This window comes from Stutzerimonas stutzeri KOS6 (assembly GCF_000307775.2).
GTDB lineage: Bacteria > Pseudomonadota > Gammaproteobacteria > Pseudomonadales > Pseudomonadaceae > Stutzerimonas > Stutzerimonas stutzeri_B.
Genome location: NZ_KK020676.1, coordinates 2,051,812 through 2,074,494 on the forward strand (window position 1 = coordinate 2,051,812; position 22,683 = coordinate 2,074,494).

19 protein-coding genes are annotated in these 22,683 nt (G+C 64.4%); 8 read left to right on the forward strand and 11 right to left on the reverse strand.

The window, feature by feature from the left end; translation table 11 throughout:
• Window position 1: 1 nt before the first annotated feature.
• Both B597_RS37505 and B597_RS37510 read right to left on the reverse strand, forming a co-directional pair.
• Entirely contained in the window at window positions 2-1,255 is a 1,254-nt protein-coding gene (locus B597_RS37505; protein WP_003294927.1) for a zinc-dependent alcohol dehydrogenase, read from the reverse strand.
• A gap of 280 nt (window positions 1,256-1,535) precedes the next feature.
• Window positions 1,536-2,447: a LysR family transcriptional regulator gene (locus B597_RS37510; protein ID WP_003294926.1), complete on the reverse strand. Its 912-nt coding sequence runs from the start codon at window positions 2,445-2,447 to the stop codon at window positions 1,536-1,538.
• A 123-nt stretch (window positions 2,448-2,570) separates the two neighbouring features.
• On the opposite strand from B597_RS37510, the gene B597_RS37515 reads away from it, so the two are divergent.
• From B597_RS37515 to B597_RS37525, 3 genes are read left to right on the forward strand one after another with little or no spacing between them, the layout of a single operon-like run.
• Window positions 2,571-3,362 (forward strand): DODA-type extradiol aromatic ring-opening family dioxygenase, encoded by a 792-nt coding sequence (locus tag B597_RS37515; RefSeq protein WP_192939403.1) that lies wholly within the window; start codon window positions 2,571-2,573, stop codon window positions 3,360-3,362.
• Window positions 3,363-3,391: 29 nt separating this feature from the next.
• The gene (locus tag B597_RS37520) at window positions 3,392-3,673 is read left to right on the forward strand and encodes a DUF2218 domain-containing protein (RefSeq protein WP_003294922.1); all 282 of its coding nucleotides are present in this window, start codon (window positions 3,392-3,394) and stop codon (window positions 3,671-3,673) included.
• Between the two features lie 25 nt (window positions 3,674-3,698).
• A complete protein-coding gene (locus tag B597_RS37525; RefSeq protein ID WP_003294921.1) occupies window positions 3,699-4,220 on the forward strand; it encodes a cytochrome b in 522 nt (173 codons plus the stop codon).
• Window positions 4,221-4,227: 7 nt separating this feature from the next.
• Here B597_RS37525 and B597_RS37530 read toward each other — a convergent pair whose 3' ends face one another.
• The 7 genes from B597_RS37530 to glgA all read right to left on the reverse strand — a co-directional run bounded on the left by B597_RS37530 (window position 4,228) and on the right by glgA (window position 16,070).
• Window positions 4,228-5,073: a M23 family metallopeptidase gene (locus B597_RS37530; protein ID WP_003294920.1), complete on the reverse strand. Its 846-nt coding sequence runs from the start codon at window positions 5,071-5,073 to the stop codon at window positions 4,228-4,230.
• A 188-nt stretch (window positions 5,074-5,261) separates the two neighbouring features.
• A complete protein-coding gene (gene glgX, locus B597_RS37535; protein ID WP_003294919.1) occupies window positions 5,262-7,412 on the reverse strand; it encodes a glycogen debranching protein GlgX in 2,151 nt (716 codons plus the stop codon).
• 99 nt (window positions 7,413-7,511) lie between these two features.
• Window positions 7,512-7,856, reverse strand: coding sequence for a DUF2934 domain-containing protein (locus tag B597_RS37540; RefSeq protein ID WP_003294918.1), 345 nt, complete (start codon window positions 7,854-7,856; stop codon window positions 7,512-7,514).
• Complete coding sequence (locus tag B597_RS37545; protein WP_024162160.1) at window positions 7,853-10,663, reverse strand: malto-oligosyltrehalose synthase; 2,811 nt, start codon at window positions 10,661-10,663, stop codon at window positions 7,853-7,855. The genes B597_RS37540 and B597_RS37545 overlap by 4 nt, the downstream gene beginning before the upstream one ends.
• Window positions 10,660-12,735, reverse strand: a complete 2,076-nt coding sequence (gene malQ, locus B597_RS37550) for a 4-alpha-glucanotransferase (protein ID WP_024162161.1) — start codon at window positions 12,733-12,735, stop codon at window positions 10,660-10,662. The genes B597_RS37545 and malQ overlap by 4 nt, the downstream gene beginning before the upstream one ends.
• Window positions 12,732-14,507 (reverse strand): malto-oligosyltrehalose trehalohydrolase, encoded by a 1,776-nt coding sequence (gene treZ / locus B597_RS37555; RefSeq protein WP_003294917.1) that lies wholly within the window; start codon window positions 14,505-14,507, stop codon window positions 12,732-12,734. Before treZ ends, malQ begins: the two co-directional genes overlap by 4 nt.
• 12 nt (window positions 14,508-14,519) lie before the next feature.
• The gene (gene glgA, locus B597_RS37560) at window positions 14,520-16,070 is read right to left on the reverse strand and encodes a glycogen synthase GlgA (protein WP_003294916.1); all 1,551 of its coding nucleotides are present in this window, start codon (window positions 16,068-16,070) and stop codon (window positions 14,520-14,522) included.
• A gap of 300 nt (window positions 16,071-16,370) precedes the next feature.
• Between glgA and B597_RS37565 the strand changes: the two genes are divergently transcribed.
• Window positions 16,371-16,877, forward strand: coding sequence for a CinA family protein (locus tag B597_RS37565; RefSeq protein WP_003294915.1), 507 nt, complete (start codon window positions 16,371-16,373; stop codon window positions 16,875-16,877).
• Between the two features lie 34 nt (window positions 16,878-16,911).
• Here B597_RS37565 and B597_RS37570 read toward each other — a convergent pair whose 3' ends face one another.
• Entirely contained in the window at window positions 16,912-18,024 is a 1,113-nt protein-coding gene (locus B597_RS37570) for a mechanosensitive ion channel family protein (RefSeq protein WP_031323526.1), read from the reverse strand.
• Window positions 18,025-18,225: 201 nt separating this feature from the next.
• Between B597_RS37570 and B597_RS37575 the strand changes: the two genes are divergently transcribed.
• Both B597_RS37575 and B597_RS37580 read left to right on the forward strand, forming a co-directional pair.
• Window positions 18,226-18,756 (forward strand): ferritin-like domain-containing protein, encoded by a 531-nt coding sequence (locus tag B597_RS37575; protein WP_003294911.1) that lies wholly within the window; start codon window positions 18,226-18,228, stop codon window positions 18,754-18,756.
• An 89-nt stretch (window positions 18,757-18,845) separates the two neighbouring features.
• The gene (locus B597_RS37580; RefSeq protein ID WP_003294909.1) at window positions 18,846-19,130 is read left to right on the forward strand and encodes a DUF2061 domain-containing protein; all 285 of its coding nucleotides are present in this window, start codon (window positions 18,846-18,848) and stop codon (window positions 19,128-19,130) included.
• A gap of 15 nt (window positions 19,131-19,145) precedes the next feature.
• Here the strand turns inward: B597_RS37580 and B597_RS37585 are convergent, their stop codons facing one another.
• Window positions 19,146-19,421, reverse strand: a complete 276-nt coding sequence (locus B597_RS37585; protein ID WP_003294908.1) for a DUF1652 domain-containing protein — start codon at window positions 19,419-19,421, stop codon at window positions 19,146-19,148.
• A 275-nt stretch (window positions 19,422-19,696) separates the two neighbouring features.
• Here B597_RS37585 and B597_RS37590 point away from each other — a divergent pair, with 275 nt between their 5' ends.
• Together B597_RS37590 and ligD are read left to right on the forward strand one after the other, a co-directional pair.
• Entirely contained in the window at window positions 19,697-19,990 is a 294-nt protein-coding gene (locus B597_RS37590; RefSeq protein ID WP_003294906.1) for a hypothetical protein, read from the forward strand.
• 30 nt (window positions 19,991-20,020) lie between these two features.
• Entirely contained in the window at window positions 20,021-22,582 is a 2,562-nt protein-coding gene (gene ligD / locus B597_RS37595) for a DNA ligase D (RefSeq protein ID WP_024162162.1), read from the forward strand.
• Window positions 22,583-22,683: the final 101 nt, after the last annotated feature.

A 22,683-nucleotide genomic window follows, 5' to 3' on the forward strand; every position in this document is an offset into this window, starting at 1 on the left:
GCTACCTGGGGTTCTGCACGGTCGTCGGATCGCTGGCCGGGAAGGTATCGGCCACCGCCTCGTCGAGCACCTTCTCCTCGCTGCCGTGCGAGTCGCCTCGCTGTGGCTGCAGCTCGACCTTGATCCAGCCGTTTTCGCGGCGATCGAAGGCTTCGAAGGCGGCAATCACGTCGGTCATCGGCTTTACCTGGGTGAGAATCTTTGCCGGATCGATGCGGCGTGCCTGGATCATCTCGATCAACAGCGGGATGTATTTGCGGTGGTGGCAGTTGCCCATGTTGATGGTGATGTTCTTGTTCATCGCCATGCCAATGGGGAAGGTCATCGCGTCCGGAGGGTAAACCCCGATGATCGACAGCGTGCCGGCCTTGGCGATGCTCTGTACCGCCCATTCCAGCGCCTGCGCCGGGGCATCGCCGGGCTGCCACAGGCCGCCAGCAGTGGCGCCATCGGCAGGCTTGCCGCCACAACAGCCATGCTCGGCATCGATGCCAACCGCGTCGATCACCCGATCCACGCCGATCCCGCCGGTCAGGCGCTTCAGGGTCTCGACTGGGTCCTCACGGTTGAAGTTGATGATTTCCGCTCCCTGGCGCTGGGCCATGCGCAGACGGTCGTCATGCTGGTCGATGGCGAATACACGGCCGGCGCCCAGCAACTTGGCACTGGCGATGGCGAACTGGCCAACCGGACCGCAGCCATAGACCGCCACCGTATCGCCACTACACACTTCAGCCATTTCCGCGCCGAAATAGCCGGTCGGGAAGATGTCGGAGAGGAGAATGGCCTGATCGTCGTTGATCTCCGGCGGCAGCTTGACCAGGCCGATGTTGGCGAACGGGATCCGGGCCTTCTCGGCCTGCAGGCCGTGGAACGGGCCGGTGGTTTCCGGTCCGCCGTAAAAGGAAGTACCGGCCTCCTTGCCATTCGGATTGGCGCCGTCGCACTGGGCGAAATAGCCGGCACGGCAATAGGAGCAGTTACCGCAGGCGATGGTGGAAGGAATCACCACACGATCGCCGACCTGCAGGTTGCGCACGTCCGCGCCCAGCTCCTCGACGATGCCGACGCCTTCATGGCCGAGAATGGTGCCGGGTTGCATGCCACTGACGGTGCCCCGCACGAAGTGCAGGTCGGTGCCGCAGATGGCCGAAGCGGTGATGCGAACGATGGCATCGGTAGGGGCGAGGATGCGCGGTTCGGGTACGTCTTCGAGACGTATATCGCCGACGGCATGGTAGACCACAGCTTTCATAGCGACTCCATATCGGCCCGTGACGTGCACGGCACGGCCACCGGGCGTTGACTGTCGGGGCGAAACGGGCAGCGCGGCAGACGAAGCGAACCGGCGCGATGCTCGAATCTCATGCCCCGCGGGGTTACGAGAAAATTCGAACGTGCGCGACCCGATGGCGGCCGGGCACATCTGTTCCGACTTGTCCCGGCCTTGGCGGTTCATCTTTTCTGTCGTCGAGGGCGTATCCGGCGGGTTTCAGCAACAGGCCAGGCGACTGCCGGCCGTTCGGAGCGGCGATTCAGTCGAGGCTCCAGGGTTGCCTCTCGGCAAATGCGTCGACCAGGTAGTCGATCATCACTCTGACCTTGGCCGGTGGGCGGCGGTCCGCCGGGTAGACCGCATGGATGCCAAGGCCCATGCATGGCTGGTCCAGTTCCAGTGCGACCAGTTCGCCGCTACGCAGCGCGGGAGCGACGATGAATTGTGGCTGGTAGATCACGCCCTGGCCGCCCACTGCGGCGGCCACCAGGGCCTCGCCGTTGTTGGCCAGCAGGTTGCCGCTGACGGCCGCCCGCACCTCGCCGCGCTCGCCGAAAGCCCAGTGCTTGCCGCCGCCCAGGGAAGAGAGGCTGTAGCCCAGGCAGTTATGCTTGGCGAGGTCGGATACGCTGCGTGGTAGACCCCACTGGTGCAAATAGCGCGGCGCAGCGCAGACCTGCAACGGGCAATCGGCCAGGCGCCTGGCCTGCAGCGGACTGTCACGCAGCCAACCGATGCGCACGGCCATGTCCCAGCCGCCATCGAGCAGGTCGACCTGACGATCGGTCAGTCCCAGCTCCACTTTCACGGCTGGATGCCGCCGACTGAAGTCGGGAATGAGCGGGGCAATGAAGCGGGTGCCGAACGTCAACGCCACGTTCATGCGCAGCAATCCGGTGGCCTCGATCCGCTGCGAGGCAACGCTGGCCTCGGCCTCATCGATGTCCGACAGGATCCGCTGGCAGGCGTCCAGGTAATGGCTGCCGGCCTCGGTGAGGCTGAGCCGGCGCGTGCTGCGATGGAACAGCTTGACGCCCAGGCGGCTCTCCAGGGCATCCACATGTTTGCTGGCCATGGCCGGCGACATGCCCAGGTGCCGCCCGGCTGCCGAGAGACTGCCCGCGGCTGCGGCACGCGTGAAGACGCGCATGCCGGTGAATCGATCAAGCATCCGGGCTCCTACTCTCAGTTAAAAGTGTTGATGGATCAGGCGAGGTTCTCATTCCGTGAAGTGTAATTCATGCTTGCCCGCATCGTAGTTGCGAGTGTTTTCCATATGTCCACAGGCCAGCTCATGCCAACCCTGTTCGTGCCGCACGGCGCCGGCCCCTGTTTCTTCATGGACTGGAATCCGCCGACCGCCTGGCACGCCATGGCCGTGTTTCTCCAGGGCCTGGCCTCCACGCTGCCGGCAAGGCCGAAAGCCATCGTACTGATCTCGGGACACTGGCTGCAGCCGACCTTCAGCGTCACCAGCGCCGCACGGCCCGGGCTCATCTACGACTATCACGGCTTCCCGCCGCACACCTATGAGCTGCGCTACCCAGCGCCGGGGCAGCCGCAGTTGGCGGCGCGTATCGTCGCGCTGCTGGATCAGGCAGCGCTGGCCGGCCACGCGGATGCGCAACGCGGTTTCGACCATGGCACATTCATTCCGCTGAAACTGATGTTCCCCGAGGCCGACGTGCCGGTGGTGCAGCTGTCCCTGCGCAGCGACCTCGACCCTCTGGCGCACATAGAAGCCGGTCGCGCCCTGCATGCACTGCGCGGGGAAGGGGTCCTGATCGTCGCTAGCGGGATGAGCTTTCACAACATGCGCGGCTACGGCGATCCGCGTTTCGCAGCGATTTCCGACGAATTCGATCGTTGGCTCACTGCCGCGGTCGAGTCCGCGCCCGCGCAACGCGATCTCGCGCTGCAGCGATGGGAGCAGGCGCCCGCCGCGCGCCTGTGCCATCCGCCGCGTGCCGAGGAACATCTCATTCCATTGCTGGTGGCCGCTGGCGCCGCTGGGCACTCGAGCGGGCACCGGGTCTTCAGCGATCGCGTCATGCACACCACGCTGTCGGCCTATCGCTTTGGCTGAGGCAAGGCGTTTTCAACTGGAGAAAGCCTATGTATCGATCCACAGCCCACATCGTCGAGCAAAACCCGGAACGCCTGATCAAGCGCCTGTGCAACCACTGGCGGCACAAGTTCGCCGTACAGCTGGACGAGCAGGGCGGGGTGATCGAACTGCCGCTCGGCCGTTGCAGTCTGCGCTGGGGCGAGGGCTGCCTGGATGCAGAGCTGCAGTGCGCCGATCAGCAACAGCTGCAGCGCCTGCAGACGGTGGCAGCCGACCACCTGATTCGCATGGCCGGTGACGAGCCGCTGAGCATCGACTGGCAGTCCTGATTCACTCAAGGGAGGCAATATCGAGATGGTCAACGATTCGAAAGCGAAGTACGGCAGCGTATCGCGAGCCTTTCACTGGCTCATGGCGCTGCTGATCGTCTGGCAGTTTCTCAAGCTGGGTGACCGTATAGCCGAGGGCGAGCACTGGATCGGCCAGACGCTGGTGCCCTGGCATGTGTCGCTGGGTGCCGTTCTGATGCTGCTGGTGGTGTTGCGGATCATCTGGTCGGCCCGTCAGCTGGAGCGGCGACCGCTGCACGATCCCGCCACCGCCTGGCTGGTCAAGGCCGGTCACCTGGCACTATATGCGTGCATGGTGCTGATGCCGATCACCGGTGTGCTGTATCTGGTTGGCAACGGCTATGGACTGAAGGTGTTCGGCCAGCAACTGCTGGCAAAAGGGCCAGAAAACGGCTGGATGGCTTCGGTCGGCAGCCTGCACTCAGTGTTGGCCTGGCTGACCCTGTTGCTGGTCATCGGGCATATCGGCGCGGCGCTCTATCACCGGCTGGTCAAACGGGACGACATCATGCAGCGCATGCTCTGAGCGGCCCTCACTGGCTGCTCAGCGCGAAGTTGGGCAGCGACTCCACCGGCTGGCTGAAGCGAAACGGAATGGACAGCATCGACTTGCCGTAGGGCTTCTGCACCACGAAGTGCAGATGCGGGCCGGTGCTGCGACCGGTGCTTCCGGACTTGCCCAGCAGTGTGCCGACCTCGACCCGTTGCCCCGGACTGACCCGCACCGAGCCGCGGCTCAGGTGCAGGTAGGCGCTGTGCGTGCCGTCGTCATGCTCGATGCGCACGTAGTTGCCGGCAGGGTCCGGCAGACGCCCCGCCTGACCGTTGCGAACCTTCACCACGGTACCCGCACGCGCAGCGGCGATCGGCGTGCCGACCGGCATGGCGACATCGACTGCGTAACGACCGCTCGGCGAGTTGTGGCTGAAGTCGCCTCCCGCGCCCTGGGATATTCGAAAAGGGCCGCCTCGCCAGGGCAAGGCGTAGGCCTGCCCATCGACCGAGCCGGGCTGGTCGGGCTCCGGGGAGTACAGCAGGGCATAGCTGAATGCATGCTTGAACATGATCGGCCCGCCTGCCTGACGCTTGCTCAGCGTGGCCACGCGTACCCGGCTGTTGGCCGGCACGGTCTTGCGGATCACGCCTTTGCCAACGCCCGCCACGTTGACCATGCGCGTCAGACGAAGCGTGACCTCGACCGGCACCTGCAGGGTGTTGCTGACATCCATCGCCTTGCCGCTGCCGGCTCGGCTGACGAACAGCCGCACGCTGCCGGGCTTGTCGGTGGCTTTCGGTTGGGTAGAAGCCTGGGCCGAGTACAGCGGGGCGAGGCCCAGCAGGAAAAGAAGCGAGTACAGAAGCGGTTGCGAAGAGAGCATGGCGTGTGATCCGTCACGGAAGAAGCTGCCGGCGACGAGCAGAACGAGTCCGTTGGTTGGTTAGGTGAGCCGCGCTGGTTTTGGGACTTGAGTCACACACCGAGGTTCACTACCGCAGGTCGCTTTTTGCTGGCTGACGGGCGACTCGCCCCCGGCATGACCGGGGCCGAGCCGCCCGACGGATCAGTTCACTCGTCCGCCTTGATCAGTTCCAGCAGCAACAGCGAACGGCCGGTCACGGCATATTCGTCGTTGAAGTTGAAGCGCTCCGGCCGGGCGCTCGGGTGGTTGGTGTCGATCAGGCGGTTCCAGTAGATGCCCTGGGGCACCTCCGGCAAGGTGAAGTTCACCAGGTCATGATAGGCGTTGACGATCAGCAGCAGGGTCGCATCGGAGCCTGCACGGCGGATGCCGGTGGGTTGGGCGCGACCGTCGAGCAACATGCCCATACAGCGATTGTTGGCGTCTTCCCATTGCTCGATGGACATTTCTTCGGCATGGGGCGCAAGCCAGGTGACGTCCTTCACGCCCAGCTCTTCGTTGTAGGCGCCCACCAGAAAGCGCCCGCGACGCAGCATTGGGAAGCGTTGGCGCAGCCGGATGAGCTTGCGTGCGAAACCCAGCAGGCCGTAGCTTTCTTCGCTGATATCCCAGTTCACCCAGCCGATTTCGCTGTCCTGGCAATAGGCGTTGTTGTTGCCGTGCTGGGTGCGGGCGAATTCATCGCCGGCGACGATCATCGGCGTACCCTGGGAGAACAGCAGCGTGGCGAGGAAATTGCGCATCTGCCGATAGCGCAGCTCGTTGATCTCCGGGTCGTCGGTATGGCCTTCGACGCCGTGGTTCCACGACAGGTTGTTGTCGCTGCCGTCGCGGTTGCCTTCGTCGTTGTCCTCGTTGTGCTTGTGGTTGTAGGACACCAGGTCCTTCAACGTGAAGCCATCATGGGCGGTAACGAAGTTGATCGAGCTGAAGGGCCGGCGTCCGCGCTGGTTGAACAGATCGCCGGAGCCGGTGAGGCGGCTGGCAAAGTCGGCAAGCTGCCCGTCATCGCCTTTCCAGAACGCCCGTGCGGTATCGCGGTACTGATCGTTCCATTCTGCCCAGCCAGGCGGGAAACGTCCTACCTGATACCCCCCGGGGCCGCAGTCCCAAGGCTCGGCAATCAGCTTGGTCTTGGCCAGCACCGGGTCCTGGCGGCAGGCCACCAGGAAGCTGTGGCGCTCGTCGAAACCTTCATGCTCGCGCCCGAGAATGGTCGCCAGATCGAAGCGGAAGCCGTCGACGTGCATCTCGGTGGCCCAGTAGCGCAGCGAGTCGGTGACCATCTGCAACACGCAGGGATGACTCATGTCCAGCGTGTTGCCGGTGCCGGAATCGTTGATGTAGTAGCGCTTGTCGTCCGGCATCAGGCGGTAGTAGGAAGCGTTGTCGATGCCGCGCATGGACAGCGTCGGCCCCAGCTCGTTGCCTTCGGCGGTGTGGTTGTAGACCACGTCGAGTATCACCTCCAGGTCGGCGTTGTGCAGATGCGCGACCATTTCCTTGAACTCGGTGATCTTGCCGCTGGCCAGGTACTTGGGATGCGGCGCGAAGAACGCGATGCTGTTGTAGCCCCAGTAGTTGGTCATGCCTTTCTCCAGCAGGTGCTGGTCCTGCACGAAGGCATGAATCGGCAGGAATTCGATCGAGGAGACGCCGAGCTTGCGGATGTAGTCGATCACTTCCGGCGTCTTGAGCCCGGCGAAGGTGCCGCGCACATCGTCGGCGACCGCCGGGTGGCGCATGGTGTAACCACGCACGTGGGTTTCGTAGATGATCGTCTGATCCCAGGGGACCTGCACCGGATGATCCCGACCCCAGGTGAACGCCGGGTCGATGATCTTGCATTTCGGCACGAACGGCGCGCTGTCACGCTCGTCGAAGCTGAGATCGCCATCGGCATGGCCGATGGTGTAGCCGAACAGTGCTTCCGACCAGCGCAGCTCGCCAACCAGCTGCTTGGCATAAGGGTCGATCAGCAGCTTGTTCGGATTGAAGCGGTGGCCGTTCTCCGGGTCGTAGGGACCATGCACGCGGTATCCGTAGATCTGGCCGGGATGAGCGTCGGGCAGATAGCCGTGCCATATCTCGTCGGTGTACTCGGGCAGCTCGATGCGCTCCAGTTCGGTTTCGCCACTGGAGTCGAACAGACACAGCTCCACCTTGGTGGCATGCGCGGAGAAAATGGCGAAATTCACGCCCAGCCCGTCCCAGGTGGCGCCGAGCGGAAAGGGCTGGCCTTCGCGGATCCTGGATGGGGTCATGACCTGTGGCGCATGGGACTTTCTCTTACTCATGAAATCTCCAGTGATGGATGCTCGAAGGCATGCGGGCGAGAGTGCCGACATGGGGGCGATCATTCGACCGGTCTGCTGCGGACAAGGTGCAGCCGCCGGTCAGCTCTCCTTCTTCGCCCGCGGCGCGCGTGGCTTTTTGATGGTTTCCGGGGTACCGGCCTTGGCTTCGGTGTCGGCCTTCGGCGCCGCTCGGCTCGCACGCGGCGGCTTGGATGCCGGAGCAGCCTTGGCCGCCGGTGCGGTCTCGGTCTTCGCTATGGCGTCGGTGGGCTTGGTAGCGGTCTTGCGGGTACGGCCGGGGGCTTTCGTGGCGCCGCCGCCGTTCTCCGCTTCGACCAGCTTGCGGGCCATCTCCCAGTGCCGCTCTTCCTCGCCGTGGGGGCACCCCTCGGATTGCCAGATCTGATAAGCGAACTCGCGGATTCTTTGCTCTTCTGAATTCATTGTTGGGGTTCTCCTTTTGCACAGATGGACGTATGCAGGACGGCGACCGAAAGTCCGTCCAGAACATGCGCAGCCTCGAGGCTGGCTCGTTGGGATGTGACTGTCGTTCCGTCGAAAAGTCGCTGGAACTCCCGACCGTCCAGCGCCTCGGGCAGCGCGATACGGGTATCGCCCCAATGTTGCTGCGGTACTTTCGGCGTTCTCTGCCCGGCCAGCAGGCCGGCTGCCAGATGCGGTACCACGACCACCAGCCACTCGCCGTCCAGTTCGCGGGCAAAGGCGAGCAGGTGCGATGCTTGGGCGCCCACCGTGGTCAGCGGCAGATAACGGCCCTCGCTGAACAGCCGCGGCTGGCTCCGACGCAACTGCAACGTGCGACTGACCACGAACTGTTTGATGTGGCCGTTGTGCCAGCTCTGCAGCAGCTGCTCGAGCGGGACGTCCAGCTCGAGGCTGGCACGGCGTGCGCCGAAGTCGACCGGCCGGCGATTGTCCGGGTCGACCAGGCTGAAGTCCCAGTATTCGGTGCCCTGGTAGAGATCGGGCAGGCCTGGGGTGGTCATGCGCAGCAGGCACTGGGCAAGGCTGTTCAGTGCGCCCGCCGGCGCCAGTTCGGTTGCCGCCGCGGCGATGTCGTCGCGCAGCACGGCACCTTCTCGACTCGCCAGAAGGTGCTCGACGTAACGCCGGCAAGCGCCTTCGTAGTTGCCATTGGGGTCGGCCCAGGTGGTGCGCAGCTTGGCCTCGCGCAGGGCTTTCTCCTGCCATTGCAGGATGCGCTCGCAGTACTGCGCCATGCCTGTCTCATCGTCGCTACGCAGGTCGAGCGGCCAACTGCCGAGCAGAATCTGAAACAGCATCAGTTCGTCGGCAGGTGAAGGAGCCGGCCCATCGTCCTGCTGCTGGATCAGCTTGGCGGCCATGTCGCGCCAGCGGCGAACCTTGCCGGCGAACCACTCGGCACGCTCGCTGATCACGGCGATCCGCGCCCGGGTATCCTCGCCACGCTTATGGTCGTGGGTGGCGGTGGTCAGCAGGTTGCGCGGGAAATGCTCGGCGCGCTGCCGGCATTCGTCGTGGAAGGCTTGCGGCGGTGCACTGAAGTGCTGGGGGTCGAAGCCGACATCGTTGCGTGACAGCAGGATACCGGAGCGATAGCAGGCGGTATCCTCCACGGCCTTGGCTGCCGCTGGCGAAGTCAGCTGCTGGAAGCGCGTGCAGGCATAGCGGCGAATCTTGCGCAAACTGCGCGGCAGCTGCCGCAAGCTTTGGCCACCGAGCCAGCGCTGCAGATGCTCGAGCAGCGGCCAGTCAGCCTCGCCCAGCGTCGTACGGGCACCATCCAGCGCCTGCTGGAAAAATGGCTCGTCCGCCTCGCGGCGCCCCGATGCGGCGATGTAGGTGCGATAGACCGGGAAGTGGATGATCAGCTCCAGCAGCGCCCGACGGATCGCGCCGAGGGTGATGTCGCGGGTCATCACGTCACCACGCGCCACCTGCAGCAGGGCCAGGGCGACGGTTTCGAAGTCGCCGGCCAGCGGGCCGGTCAGCACCAGTTGGCGCGCCTGGCGGGCTTCCTCCATGAAGTCGGTGGTGCGTCCGCTGGTTTCGCTCCACAGCGCGCAGAGCGAGGATTCACCGGCAGGATCATGCTGCAGCAGCGAAACCTGATTCATGAACTCGTAGCCGGTCGTCCCGTCCACGCCCCAGTCATCGTGCAGGCGCTCGCCACCGGCGAGGATCTTCTCGACATAGATCGGCACATGGCTTTGCGCCGCTTCCGGGGGACGCCCGGCATTCAGGCGGTCGACGCGCCGACGCAGACGTCGGCAATAGCCGCGCGGGTCGGCCAGACCGTCGATATGGTCGATGCGCAGGCCATCGACCAGGCCGTCGCCGATCAGCTCGAAGATCTTCGCGTGGGTTTCCTCGAACACGACGGGGCGCTCGACCCGCAGGCCGCCCAGCTCGTTGATGTCGAAAAAACGCCGCCAGTTGATGTCATCACCCGCGGTGCGCCAGCTGGCCAGCCGGTAGTGCTGACGCTCGAGCAGTGCATGCAGGCGGCGAAAGCCTTCTTCGCTGGTCGAGTCATAGCCGTTGAGCGCCTGCTCCAGCGCCTGGCGAGTATCGGCATCCTCCAGCTGCTGGGCCAGCTCGCCGCGCAACAGTCGCGCGGTCTGGTAGGGCGCAGGTTCGGTCTTCAGTGCATCGAAGTGCTGTGCCAGGGCGCGCAACTGCGGGTGGTCGGCGGCGCGAAGCACCTCGCCATAACTCGGCGGAGTAATCGGGAAACGGTGTTCGTAGTGTTCGGCATACAAGGCACCGGTGTCGATATCCAGACGCAACGCCACGCTTCCCTGGAGCAGGGCGTCGCCATAGTCGCTGCCAAGGAACGGCACCAGCAGCTGGCCTTCCAGCAGCGGGTCGGGTGAGTTCCACTCGATGTCGAAGAACTGCGCATAGGGGCTGCGACGGCCCCATTCGAGCACGTCCAGCCACCAGGCATTTCCGGCACCGCCGACGGCCATGTGGTTGGACACGATATCCAGGATCAGCCCCATGCCTCTGGTCCGCAGCGCGTCGACCAGACGCTGCAGCGCGGGCTCGCCGCCCAGCTCCGGATTGATGCGGGTCGGGTCGATCACATCGTAACCGTGCATCGAGCCCGGGCGTGCCGTGAGCAACGGGGATGCATAGATGTGGCTGATGCCCAGCTCGGCGAAGTAGTCGACCAGCGCTGTGGCATCGTCCAGGGTGAAGTCGCGATGGAATTGCAGTCGCAACGTTGCGGTGAGGTCTTTCATCGATGCGCAGCTCCACGATGGTTGCGGCGGGCCTGCGCGAGGCATTCGAGGCGGCGCCGGCTGGCTTCTCCGTCGAGCAGCGTCGCGCTGTCGCCGGGGTAGCGGCGTCGCCAGTTGGGATGGGTTTCGACAATGCCGGGCATGTTGGCCTGCTCCTCCAGACCGAGGGCATCCTCGATGGGCAGCAGCACCAGCGGTGCCGGCGTGTGACCGAGAAAACAGGCGGCGGCATCCACGGCCTGCTCCGCGCTCAAAAGGTGTTCGGGATTCTTTCCGCTGTCTTCGCAGAGCACCCGGTTCAGGCCGGCACGCTCGTGTTCGCGCGAGTGCCGTTGCTTGGCGCGATCCTGTTCCTGAACCTGGCCGACCTTGATGCGCCAGTCGATATCGTGGCCGTTCCACCAGCCCGCCAGCGGCGGGATGTCATGGGTGGTGGTGGTCGCCAGCGCCTGGGGCGAGTACTGCCCTGCACGCTGGAAATGCCCGTCGTGCTGTTCGAACAGCAGCACGCGCATGCCGAGAATGCCGCGCGCGGCGAGCACGTCACGCAGGCCCGGAGGTATGGTCCCCAGGTCCTCGCCGAGGATCACCGCCCGGTGCCGCCAGGCTTCCAGGCACAGCAGCCGGAGCATCTCGTCGAACGGGAAGTTCAGGTACACGCCATGCCTGGGATCGGCACTGGCGGGCATCACCCAGAGGCGCTTGAGCCCCAGCACGTGGTCGATCCGCATGCCTCCGGAGTGGGCCAGGTTGGCGCGCAGCATCTCGATGAAGGCACGGAAGCCATTCTGCCTCAGTCCCCACGGCGAGAAGGCGGAGATGCCCCAGTTCTGGCCGTCGCGGTTCATGATGTCGGGCGGTGCCCCCACGCTCAGCGAGGCCAGCAGTTCAGCCTGTCGGCTCCAAGCCTGGCTGCCTCCACCATCGGCGCCCACGGCCAGGTCGGAGATCAGGCCGATACGCATGCCGGCACTGCGCGCTGCCACGTGGGCACGTTCCAGCCCACGGGCCATCAGCCACTGGCCGAACGCGTGGTAGCTGACCTCGTCGGCATGCTCGCGAGCGAACGCCTCCACGGCCGGGCTCGCCGGGTCGCGGTAGTCGTCCGGCCAGTCGTTCCATTGCTGCGGATGCCCTTGCGCATCGCGCAGATGGTCATGCAGCGCTTCGAAACGGCAGTGATTTTCCAGCGCTTCGCCGCCGCTCGCGCGAAAGATGTCGAAGTCCGCCTGCTGGGCGTTGCCGCCGGTGCGAAAGTCGTCGAACAGACGTCGCAGCAGTTGCTGGCGCGTCCGGGATACGGCCGGCCAGTCGATCAGGTCGAGACGCTCCAGGCGCTGCAGTTCTTCACCCAGCCCGCAGGATTCGATGGCCTGGCGCAGGGGCCGCTCGCCGAGTATCGAACCCGGCGCGGCATGCAGCACGTTGTAGAACAAGCGGCTGGATGGCGAATAGGGACTGTACTGATCGAGGTGCGCGCCGAACATCGCATGCACCGGACTGATGCCCAGCGCATCGGCGCCTTGCGCGGCAGCGCTACGGACCAGCGTTTCCAGTGCCTGGGTATCACCAAGGCCTCCATCGCCGGGGCGCCGCAGGCCGTACAGCTGCGCGGTCAGGCCCCAGGCGCCGGTTCCGGCTATTTCCGCGACCGTGGGGCAGGAGCGGGGGGCGACGGCAACCGTCAGTTGGTATTTGTCGATGGTCAGCCGGTAGTAGCCGGGTGTGTCGATGGCCGGCAAGCGAGCCTGTTCGTCGAGCGAGCCATGTCGAACGCTTCCGTCTTCGCCTTCCAGCTCGAAGGAGCTCGACGGCGGGAAGAACGTGGCCAGTTCCAGGGCGGCATGCTGGTCGCAGGTCAGCAGCGGTGGAACGCCACCGTGATTGTTCTTGTGCGCGAGGATTTCCAGACTGGCGTCGATGTCCTCGGCGCTTTCCGCTGTCAACCCGAGGCAGGCGAGTACCTGCCGCAGCACCGCTGGCTCCACGCGCTGCTGGCAGTTGTCGGCGTCGACCCAGTCGATGGACAAGCCAGCGGCTTCGGCCAGGCGGATCAGGGATGCGTCGCTCATATGGCTTTCTCCAGATACAGCTTGGCCATACGAGGCGCTAGCAGATCTTGCGCCTGGTCGGTCGATTGGCGACTGGCGAAGAGCAGCGTGGCGGCTTCCGGGGCAGCATGCAGCGGCACATCCGCGTCGCTCAGATTCAGCTCCAGCCGCAGGCGACAGCCATCGCCGAGCTGCCAGCGGGTCATGACGGCGGCTTCGCCCAGTACCCTGGAGTCGAGAAAGCGGGCACCCGGCAGGCGCGGCACGATCTCGGCATGGCGGATCCTCAGCAGTTGGCGGTACAGCGCGTACCAGTCGGCGTGGCCCGGCTCGTTGCGGGCGGTGAAGTCGGGGCGTGAATCCTCGAAGGTGGATACGGCATTGGGATCGGGAATCCGCTCGCGGGTCGCCTCGTCGGCGAACTCGGCAAATTCGGCGAACTCGTTGCGACGGCCTTCACGCACGGCATCGGCCAGCTCCCCGTGATGGCTGGTGAAGAACAGGAAAGGCTGCCGCGCACCCCATTCCTCGCCCATGAACAGCAGCGGCACCATCGGCGACAGCAACAGCACGGCGGTCGCGGCCCGGAGTGCGTCCGGATCGGCGAGGCTTACCAGACGCTCGCCGAAGGCGCGGTTGCCGGTCTGGTCATGATTCTGCAGGAACAGCACGAACGACGTCGGCGACAGATGGCCGCTGGGCTCACCGCGGCCCTCGCCGCGACGGTTGTTCTGGCCCTGATAGATGAAGCCTTCGCCGAGAAAGCGCGCCAGCTTGGTGGTCGCGTCCTGATGGTAGTCGGCGTAATAGCCCTGGCTCTCGTCGGTGAGCAGCGTGTGCAGCACGTTGTGGCCGTCATCGTTCCACTGCGCGGTGAAGCCCTGGCTGAGCAGGCTGGAGCGGTTGTCCTCGTTCTCCAGCACCAGATGCACGTGGCGGCCCGGCTCGACGCTGGCATGCACGCGGCTGGCCAGCTCGGTGAGGAAGCTGCGGTCGGTGATGGCGTGCACCGCGTCGAACCGCAGCCCGTCGAAGCGGTAATCCATCAGCCACATCAGTGCGTTGTCGATGAAGAAGTCGCGTACTTCACGGCGCCGGAAATCGATGGCGTCGCCCCAGGGCGTCTGCTGATCGTGGCGGAAGAAGTGCTTGGCATAACGGCCAAGGTAGTTGCCGTCCGGACCGAAGTGGTTGTAGACGACGTCCAGGAAGACCATCAGCCCGAGGCCGTGGGCGGTGTCGATCAGATGCTTGAGTTCTTCCGGGCTGCCGTAGGCCGCTTCCGGGGCATAGGGCAGCACGCCGTCGTAGCCCCAGTTCCGGTCGCCGGGAAACTCGGCGATCGGCATCAGCTCGATAGCCGTGACACCGAGGTTGGCCAGCTCCGCCAGGTGCAGTTCCATCGCCCGGTAGCCGCCGTACAGGCCCACATGCATCTCATAAAGCACGGTTTCGTGCCAGGGCCGGCCCTGCCACTGGCCGTTGCGCCATAGATAGTCGTTACCGGTATCGACCACCAGGCTTGGCGTGTGAATGTCACCGGCTTGCGCGCGCGAGGCGGGGTCCGGCACGTGGAGTTCGTCGTCGATCAGGAAGCGGTAGAGCGTTCCGGCACCATAGGGCGCATCGATGCTGTACCAGCCATCTTCTGCGGCGATCATTGGCAGCGTTTGTGCGCCTACTACGATCAGACTGACGTTTCGTGCATCTGGTGCCCAGAGGCGGAAGCGGGTGGTCCCGCTATCCAGCAACTCCGGCCCGTGATGCCCGATATAGGCACGCTGCTTCTGCATTGAACACCCTCTTCAGATGATTAGACGAACCTCACGGCGCTCCGCGAGCAACTTCCGATAGAGCACGTCGTATTGTTCGATCGCGTGACGCCAGAAGAAGCCGGCGGCCATCGCCCGACAGCGCATGGCACCGAGCAGCTGCGCCCGCTGATGGCATGCCAGCGCCCGCTGGACTGCCTGCCGATAGCTGTGGGCACTCGGCTCGTCGAACAGGAAACCGGTGATGCCATCCTCGATGGAGTCGGCCAGCCCGCCGGTGCGGCGCGCGATCGGCAGCGAGGCGTAGCGCTGCGCGTACATCTGACTGAGACCGCAAGGCTCATAGCGCGACGGCATCAGCAGAAAGTCGCTGCCGGCGAACAGCCGGCGGGCATCGGTTTCGTTGAAGCCGATATGCGCCGCGACACGCCCCGGATACTGGCGAGCCAGTTGGCGCACCTGCTCCTCGATATGGCTTTCACCCTGGCCGAGAATGGCTAACTGACCGCCGCCGTCGACGATGCTGTGGGCGACCTCAAGGGTCAGATCCACGCCTTTCTGGTGGACCAGTCGCGACACCACCGCGAACAACGGCGCCTCGCCGGCGTCGAGCCCGAACGACTCGCGGATGTAGGTCGCGTTTGCCGTCTTGCCTGCCCAGTTGCGCGCGCTGAAACCCTTGACCAGATAGGGATCGCTTTCCGGCTCCCAGCTCTCGTCGATACCGTTGAGCAGGCCGCTGAGCAGTCCCTGCCGGGCCTTCATGCTGAGGAAACCCTCCATGCCGCAGCCGAACTCGGGCGTGGTGATTTCCCTGGCATAGGTCTCGCTGACGGTGGTCACCTGATTGGCGTAGGCGATACCGGCCTTGAGGAAGGAAAGCTGGCCGTAGAACTCCATCCGCTCCGGATCGCAGGCTTCGCCCGGGATGCCCAGATTGCGACGCAGGCCCATGTCGATGTTGCCCTGATAGGCCAGGTTGTGAATGGTGAAGACGCTGGGCGTGGACAGTCCGCGCCAGTGCATGTAGGCCGGGGTGAGCCCGGCAGGCCAGTCGTGGGCGTGGACCAGTTCCGGGGCCCAGCTGATGCAGGCAGTGCCGGAAGCGATTTCGGCAGCGGCCAGGCACAGGCGGGCGAAGCGGACCGGGTTGTCTGGCCAATCCTCGCCATGCTCGTTGCCGTAGGGCGAGCCGTCGCGCTCATAGAGTTCGGGGCAGATCAGCACATAGATGATCAGGCCGTCGGGCATGTCCATCCGGCCGACCCGGCATCCGGGAATCTCGGCGTAGCCGCCAAGCGTGCCAACCATGCGAATGGCATGGCCGCTGTCTATCACCTGTTTGTAGCCGGGAATCAACACGCGCACATCGTGCCGGGCACCCAGGGCGCGGGGCAGGGCAGCGGAGACGTCGGCGAGGCCACCGGTCTTGACCAGATCGGTCAGTTCCGAGGTAACGAAGAGGATTCGGCGTTTGTCGTCGTGGCTACTGCGAATCTGCAGGGCTGGGCGAGTAACCGGGGGTAGAGCGGATTTGGCCTTCGGCAATCCGACAGGCTGGGTGTTCACAGCGGCAATACTCATCAATATCTCCCCAGAGCGCCCGGCTTCCAGGTGCCGGGGCCAGCTACGAGCATATTTCTCCTATGCAACGATCTTGTGACCGCTGCACACCATGAACACGACAAGGCTGAAATCTTGTTCGGAGCTGCCGCGAGGGCAGGAGGGGCTGCACTGGCCCTACCAGAAACCAGACCCGGCTTCGCGGAAGAAGTTCTTGAAAATCCGATCAATAGCGCATGTCGGAACTCACACCTGGCCAAACTGCTCCGACTACAGACGTAGCCGAACTGACCAGCCCCCAGTAATAGCGGAGCAAAAAGCATGCAAGAGATCGAACAAGTGGTTGCATTTCTCAAACGCGAGGCGCTCAGCCTGACCACCGCCGAGTCCTGCACCTGTGGCCTGATGGCTTCGCTGCTGGGCGACATTCCCGGCTGCGGGCAGGTGCTGGACAGCGGCTTCGTGGTCTATTCACCGAAGGCCAAGAACCGCCTGCTCAGGGTCGAGTTCGAAACCATCGAGCAGTTCGGCCTGACCAGCGAAGAGGTCGCCCGGGAAATGGCCATCGGTGCGCTGAATGCCAGCGGCGCCACGCTGGCGGTGGCCATTACCGGTGTTGCCGACGATGACCAGGAGGATGAGGGCGGCACGCAGTGCTATGCCTATGCACTGATGCAGGGCGAGCGGCAGGTGGTGGTGAGCGAAACGGTGCAGTTCGATGGCGACCGGGTCGCGATTCGCAAGCAGGCCGCCCGACATGGGTTGGCCCAGCTAGCGCAGAAATACGCCCTGTTGCTGGAGAAACTCAGCGCCATCGATGCCCCCTGATACCGGGTCGGCATTGCCAGCATGGGCGAGCCGCTCATACCGGCGGCTGCCGTTCCGGCTCGGCGTGCTCGGGCTGCGTCATGTCGACGCGCGGCTTATGACCGACACTCAGGTCCGCGCGAACCTGCGGCAGCGCGTGGGGATACTGGCGCTGGATGAAGCCCAGCAGGTTCTCGCGGATGTGGCAGCGCAGATCCCAGTTGCGTGAGGAATCCGACGAGCTGACCAGTGCGCGGAGCTGGATGGATTTTTCGCTGGTATCGGTCACCTGCAGCACGCAGACCCGGCCATCCCACAGTTCCGGAACTTCCTTGCACAATCGACGAAGTTCCTCGCGCAGCGGTTCGAGTGGCAATGAATAGTCGGCCCAGAGAAACACCGTGCCGATCAGGCTCGAGCCTCGCCGCGTCCAGTTCTGGAACGGCTTCTCGATGAAGTACTGCAGGGGCACGATCAACCGCCGGTCATCCCAGATGCGCACGACGACATAGGTGCCGGTGATTTCTTCGATGCGGCCCCATTCGTTCTCGACGATGACCACATCGTCCATGCGGATCGGCTGGGTCATGGCGATCTGCAGGCCGGCAATCAGGTTGGCCAGCACCGGACGTGCGGCGAAGCCTACCGCCAGACCGGCGAGTCCTGCCGAGGCCAGCAGACTGGCACCGAACTGCCGTGCACCAGGGAAAGTCATCAGCATCGCTGCGGCACCCACCAGCAGCACGAAGAAGCCCAGGGTGCGCAGCAATACCCGGGATTGCGTCTGTATCTGCCTGGCGCGCAGATTGTCCTCGACATCCAGCGGATTGCGCAGCTGGATGAACTGTTGCAGTCCACGGAGCAGGCGCATCACCAGCCAGGTCAGCGTGGCGATGATCAGCAGCGTCGTGATGTGTCGGGCGGCATCGATAAGCAGCAAGTCGTTTGGCGCAGATGCCCAGACGCCTTGAATGCCCGCCAATGGCAGCAGCACCCGAACGGGCTTTTCCATCTGCTCGGAGAGTTCGCGGATGAACAGGAAAGCCCGGGCCAGACGCAGCATCAATGCGCTCAGCAGCCGGCCGAACAGGCTCAGCACCAGGGCCACGAACAGCGCGGCGGCGATGGTGCGCAGTGCCGGCTGGCTGATGTACTGATCCCATTGCAAAAGGAAGGCAGGAAGGTCGATAACGCGGGCTCCGGTTTGCCGTTCGTCAGGGCCAATGACTGGCAGCATCCGGCAAAGTTCAGGAAAAGCACTTCCCGGCAGGGCCGGACGGGTGGGGGGAACTCCTGCTGGCAGGGTCTTTCACAAACTCAAGCGGGCCGAAAAGACGGCTCGAGTTGCAGACCTGACAGGAGTAGAGCCATGCAAAGTGCACAGACCGGCAATGACGTCCGTACCGAACGCCTGATCGAATGGCTACGCGATGCGCACGCCATGGAGGCCCAGGCCGAAACCATGCTGAACAAGCAGGCCAGTCGTATCGAGCATTATCCGGAACTCAAGGCGCGCATCGAACAGCACATCACCGAGACCCAGAGCCAGGCGAGGCTGATCGAAGGCTGCCTGCAGCGTTACGACAAGTCCTACTCGGGTCTCAAGGACCTGGGCGGCAAGATGATGGCGATGGGGCAGGCCATGGGCGGCATGATGGTCAATGACGAAATCGTCAAGGGCGCCCAGATGGGTTACGTCTTCGAGAATCTCGAGATCGCCTCCTACACGATCCTCATTGCCGCGGCCGAGGCCGTGGGCGACATGCAGACCAAAGAGGTGTGCGAGCGCATTCTGGTCGAGGAAGTGGCAATGGCCGACTGGCTGCGCGAGCACCTGGCGGAACTCACCCAGGCCTATCTCACCCGAGCGGCTGAACCTGAAGTGGAAGCCAAGCGCTGACCGGCACGATACCCGGTCGCATTCGCGCCGGGTATCCCCTCTGTTTTTCCCTTGAGGCCGGCGCGAGCCTGCCCGGTGGCACACGACACATGAAGCAACGACCGCTAATCAAGACCCTGACCTTCGCCGTACTGCACTTCGCTACCGCGTTCATCGTGGTCTATGCCCTGACCGGCAGCCTGGTGCTGGGCGGTGCTGTCGCATTGATCGAACCGCTTTGCAACACGCTGGTGTTCTATCTGCACGAGCGGGCGTGGCAGCGTTTCGGACGCCGCAAGGCCGAGCGGTCCCACAGCTACGGTCACGACGTGTTTCTCAAGTACATGGGCGGCGGGCAGGGCACCGAAAGCCGCATCGCTCGATCGCAGCGCTGAAGCCTGGCACGGCACTCAGCTCAGCGGCTCGCTGGACGGTACATCGGTCGTCAGCGTGCTGCGAGTCGCGCGCATTTCGATGCGCAACTCCTGAGCCAGGCGCACCAGATTGGCCGCGTCTCGGCATTGATCGTAGGAAATTCCGAGGACGGTCAATTCCTCGTCCGGGGGCTCATGGTAGAGACGCACACTGAGCGAACTGTCGGGTTCGGCGCGGCACTCGCACTGAAACGGGCGAAGGTAGGTGTGCAGGATCGCTTCGATCTTGAACAGAGGAAGACGCGTGCTCATAAATCCTCCCTAAATGTACGGAGGTTGCTGAAGCGCAGCGCAATGGCCGCTGCGCGTCCCTGGTTACCCGACGTCCATCAAACCGTAGCAGTCCCGGTCGGGATGTAAATGCGGCGATATGTCCACTGAGCGGATTAACTCCGGCAACGCTCTGCAACGCCTTTGCAGGCGGTGCCGTTTGTCGGAGCCGCCGATGCACCGCAAGTCTCGCCAGCTGAACTCGTATCAGCGGGGGATGACCAAATGAAGTACGCAACCCTTCGCGGAGATCTGACATGAACAGGCTATTGCTGACGGCCATCCTGAGTGCCTTGATGACGACATCCGCCATGGCGCAGTTTCCGGCCGGCACCCCCAGGGACGATACGGGTTCGCGGCCCAGTCCGATGGGCAATCCAACCCCGCAGGAAGAGGTTGAGACGCGCAAGGATCACAAGGGACGCACAGTCACCGAGGATGGACGTCCAGTCGCGCCACCGATGAACGGTGAGTCGTCGACCGATCCAACCCGCCATTCCGCGCCGGGTGGTCCCAACGATCCCTCCACGGACGCCGGCAAGCTGGAATAACCGCAAGGCATCGTCCGCTGGAGACCAGCCATGGCCCTCGACGAATACCAGCGCATACGCGATTTTGCCGCGACCCCGGAGCCGGCAGGCAAGGGGCACGGCAAGCGACGCGGCAAGACCGAGGCGCTGCAGTACTGCATCCAGAAACACGACGCCACGCGCCTGCATTACGACTTCCGGCTGGAACTGGACGGCACGCTGAAAAGCTGGGCCATTCCCAAGGGGCCGAGCCTGGACCCGGGCGTGCGCCGGCTGGCGGTGCACGTGGAAGACCATCCGCTGGAATACGCGAGTTTCGAAGGCAGCATTCCCGCGGGGCATTATGGCGCCGGAGACGTGATCGTCTGGGATCGTGGCATCTGGATACCGCAAGGCGACCCGCATGACGGCTACCGCAAGGGCAAACTCAAGTTCAGGCTCGAGGGCGAGAAGCTCGCCGGCAGCTGGAATCTGGTGCGTACGCACCTGGATGGCAAGAAGGAACAGTGGTTCCTGATCAAGTCCCGCGACGAGGCCGCGCGCGCGGAGGATGACTACGACATCGTTGCTGCCGAGCCCGACAGCGTGCTCAGCGACCGCACGCTTGTACCACGCAAGCGCGGCACGGCCAGGCAGCGCATCGCTGAAGCGCCCGCCGAGGCGGTCAAGGCACCTGCCAGCAGTCCGCCCCGCGAGCGGCCTTCGACGCTGGTGCTGGAGGGGGCCGCTCCCGCGGAGTTGCCGGACAGCCTCAAGCCTCAGCTGGCCACGCTGGTCGACTCGGTGCCGCCGGGTGACTGGCACTACGAAATCAAGTTCGACGGCTATCGCATGCTCGCGCGTATCCAGGCAGGCAAGGTCAGGCTGTTCACCCGCAACGGCCATGACTGGACCGCGAAGATGCCGCAGCAAGCGGCGGCCCTGGCCGGGCTGGGGCTGGAATCCGGCTGGCTGGATGGCGAAATGGTGGTACCGAACGAGGAGGGCACGCCGGATTTCCAGGCCCTGCAGAACGCCTTCGAGGCGGGACGCAGCGGCAACATCCTCTACTACCTGTTCGACATGCCATACCTGAACGGCATGGACCTTCGTGCGGCACCGCTCGAGCAGCGGCGTGCAGCACTGCGTGAGGTACTGGAGCACGGTGACAGCGAACTGCTGCGCTTTTCCGAAGACTTCACCGAGCAGCCCGACAGCATTCTCGAGAGCGCCTGCCAGATGAAGCTCGAAGGCCTGATCGGCAAGCGCGCCGGCAGTACCTACAGCTCCCGGCGCAGCAGCAGCTGGGTCAAGATCAAATGCAGCAATCGCCAGGAATTTATCATCGTCGGCTACACCCAGCCCAAGGGCACGCGCGCGGGTTTCGGCGCGCTGCTGCTGGGGCTGCACGACGAGGCAGGCACGCTGCGCTACGCCGGCAAGGTCGGCACCGGCTTCAATCACGCCACGCTGCAAAGTCTACATAAGCAGTTGAAGCAGCTGGAGAGCGACCACAGCCCGCTAGCCAAGGCACCACCAGCGGCCGATGCACGCGGCGCGCAATGGCTGCGGCCCGAGCTGATGTGTGAAGTCGGCTATGCCGAAATGACCCGTCAGGGTGTCGTTCGCCATTCGGTGTTCCACGGCCTGCGTTCGGACAAGCCGGCCCAGGCCATCACCCATGAGCGCGCCGAAGCGGTCGGCGGCCAAGGCAAAGCGCCCGCTGGACGTGCCGGCACCTCCGTTGGCGACGGCCGGATCAGGATTTCCAATCCCGAACGGGTCATCGACCCCAACAGCGGCACGACCAAGATCGAACTGGCCCGTTTCTACGCGCAGATCGCGCCTTGGGCGCTGCCACAGCTGCAAGCACGTCCACTGGCGCTGGTGCGCGCACCGGAAGGCATCGATGGCGAGCTGTTCTTCCAGAAACACGCCGACAAGCTGGCCATACCGCATATCACCCAACTTGATCCGGCGCTCGACCCGAAGCATGGCGCCCTGCTGGTCATCGACAGCGTCGAGGCACTGATCGGCGCCGCGCAAATGGGCACCATCGAACTGCATAGCTGGAACGCCGTGGCGCCCGATCTGGAGCACCCGGACCGTTTTGTCCTGGACCTGGACCCGGACCCGGCGCTGCCCTGGAAACGCATGATCGAGGCGACCCAGCTGACCCAGACCCTGCTGGACGAGATCGGTCTGGCATCCTTTCTCAAGACCAGCGGCGGCAAAGGGCTGCATATCGTCGTGCCGCTCGAGCCGGTCCATGACTGGGCCGAGGTCAAGCGCTTCAGCCAGGCCATCGCCAGGTACCTGGCGAAGTTGCTGCCGACGCATTTCTCGGCGGTCAGCGGGCCGAAGAACCGGGTAGGCCGCATCTTCATCGACTACCTGCGCAACAGCCGCGGCGCCAGCACGGTGGCGGCCTATTCGGTGCGTGCGCGAGAAGGGCTGCCGGTTTCGGTACCGGTCCACCGCGACGGGCTTTCCGAACTCCGGGGCGCCAACCAGTGGACGGTTGCCAATCTGCTCGATCATCTGCGCGAACAGGGCGCTGACGACCCCTGGGCGGATATCGGCCAGACGAAACAGGTCATCAGCGCCCTGATGCGCGAGCGGCTGGGGCTCTAGGTTCTGTATGAAAAGTCGTCGAGCGAAGGTCAGGCGAGGCAAAAACGGGTGAGGAAGCGGAGTTTACGTGCTGTAAATGAGCATTCCGAACCCGTTTTTAA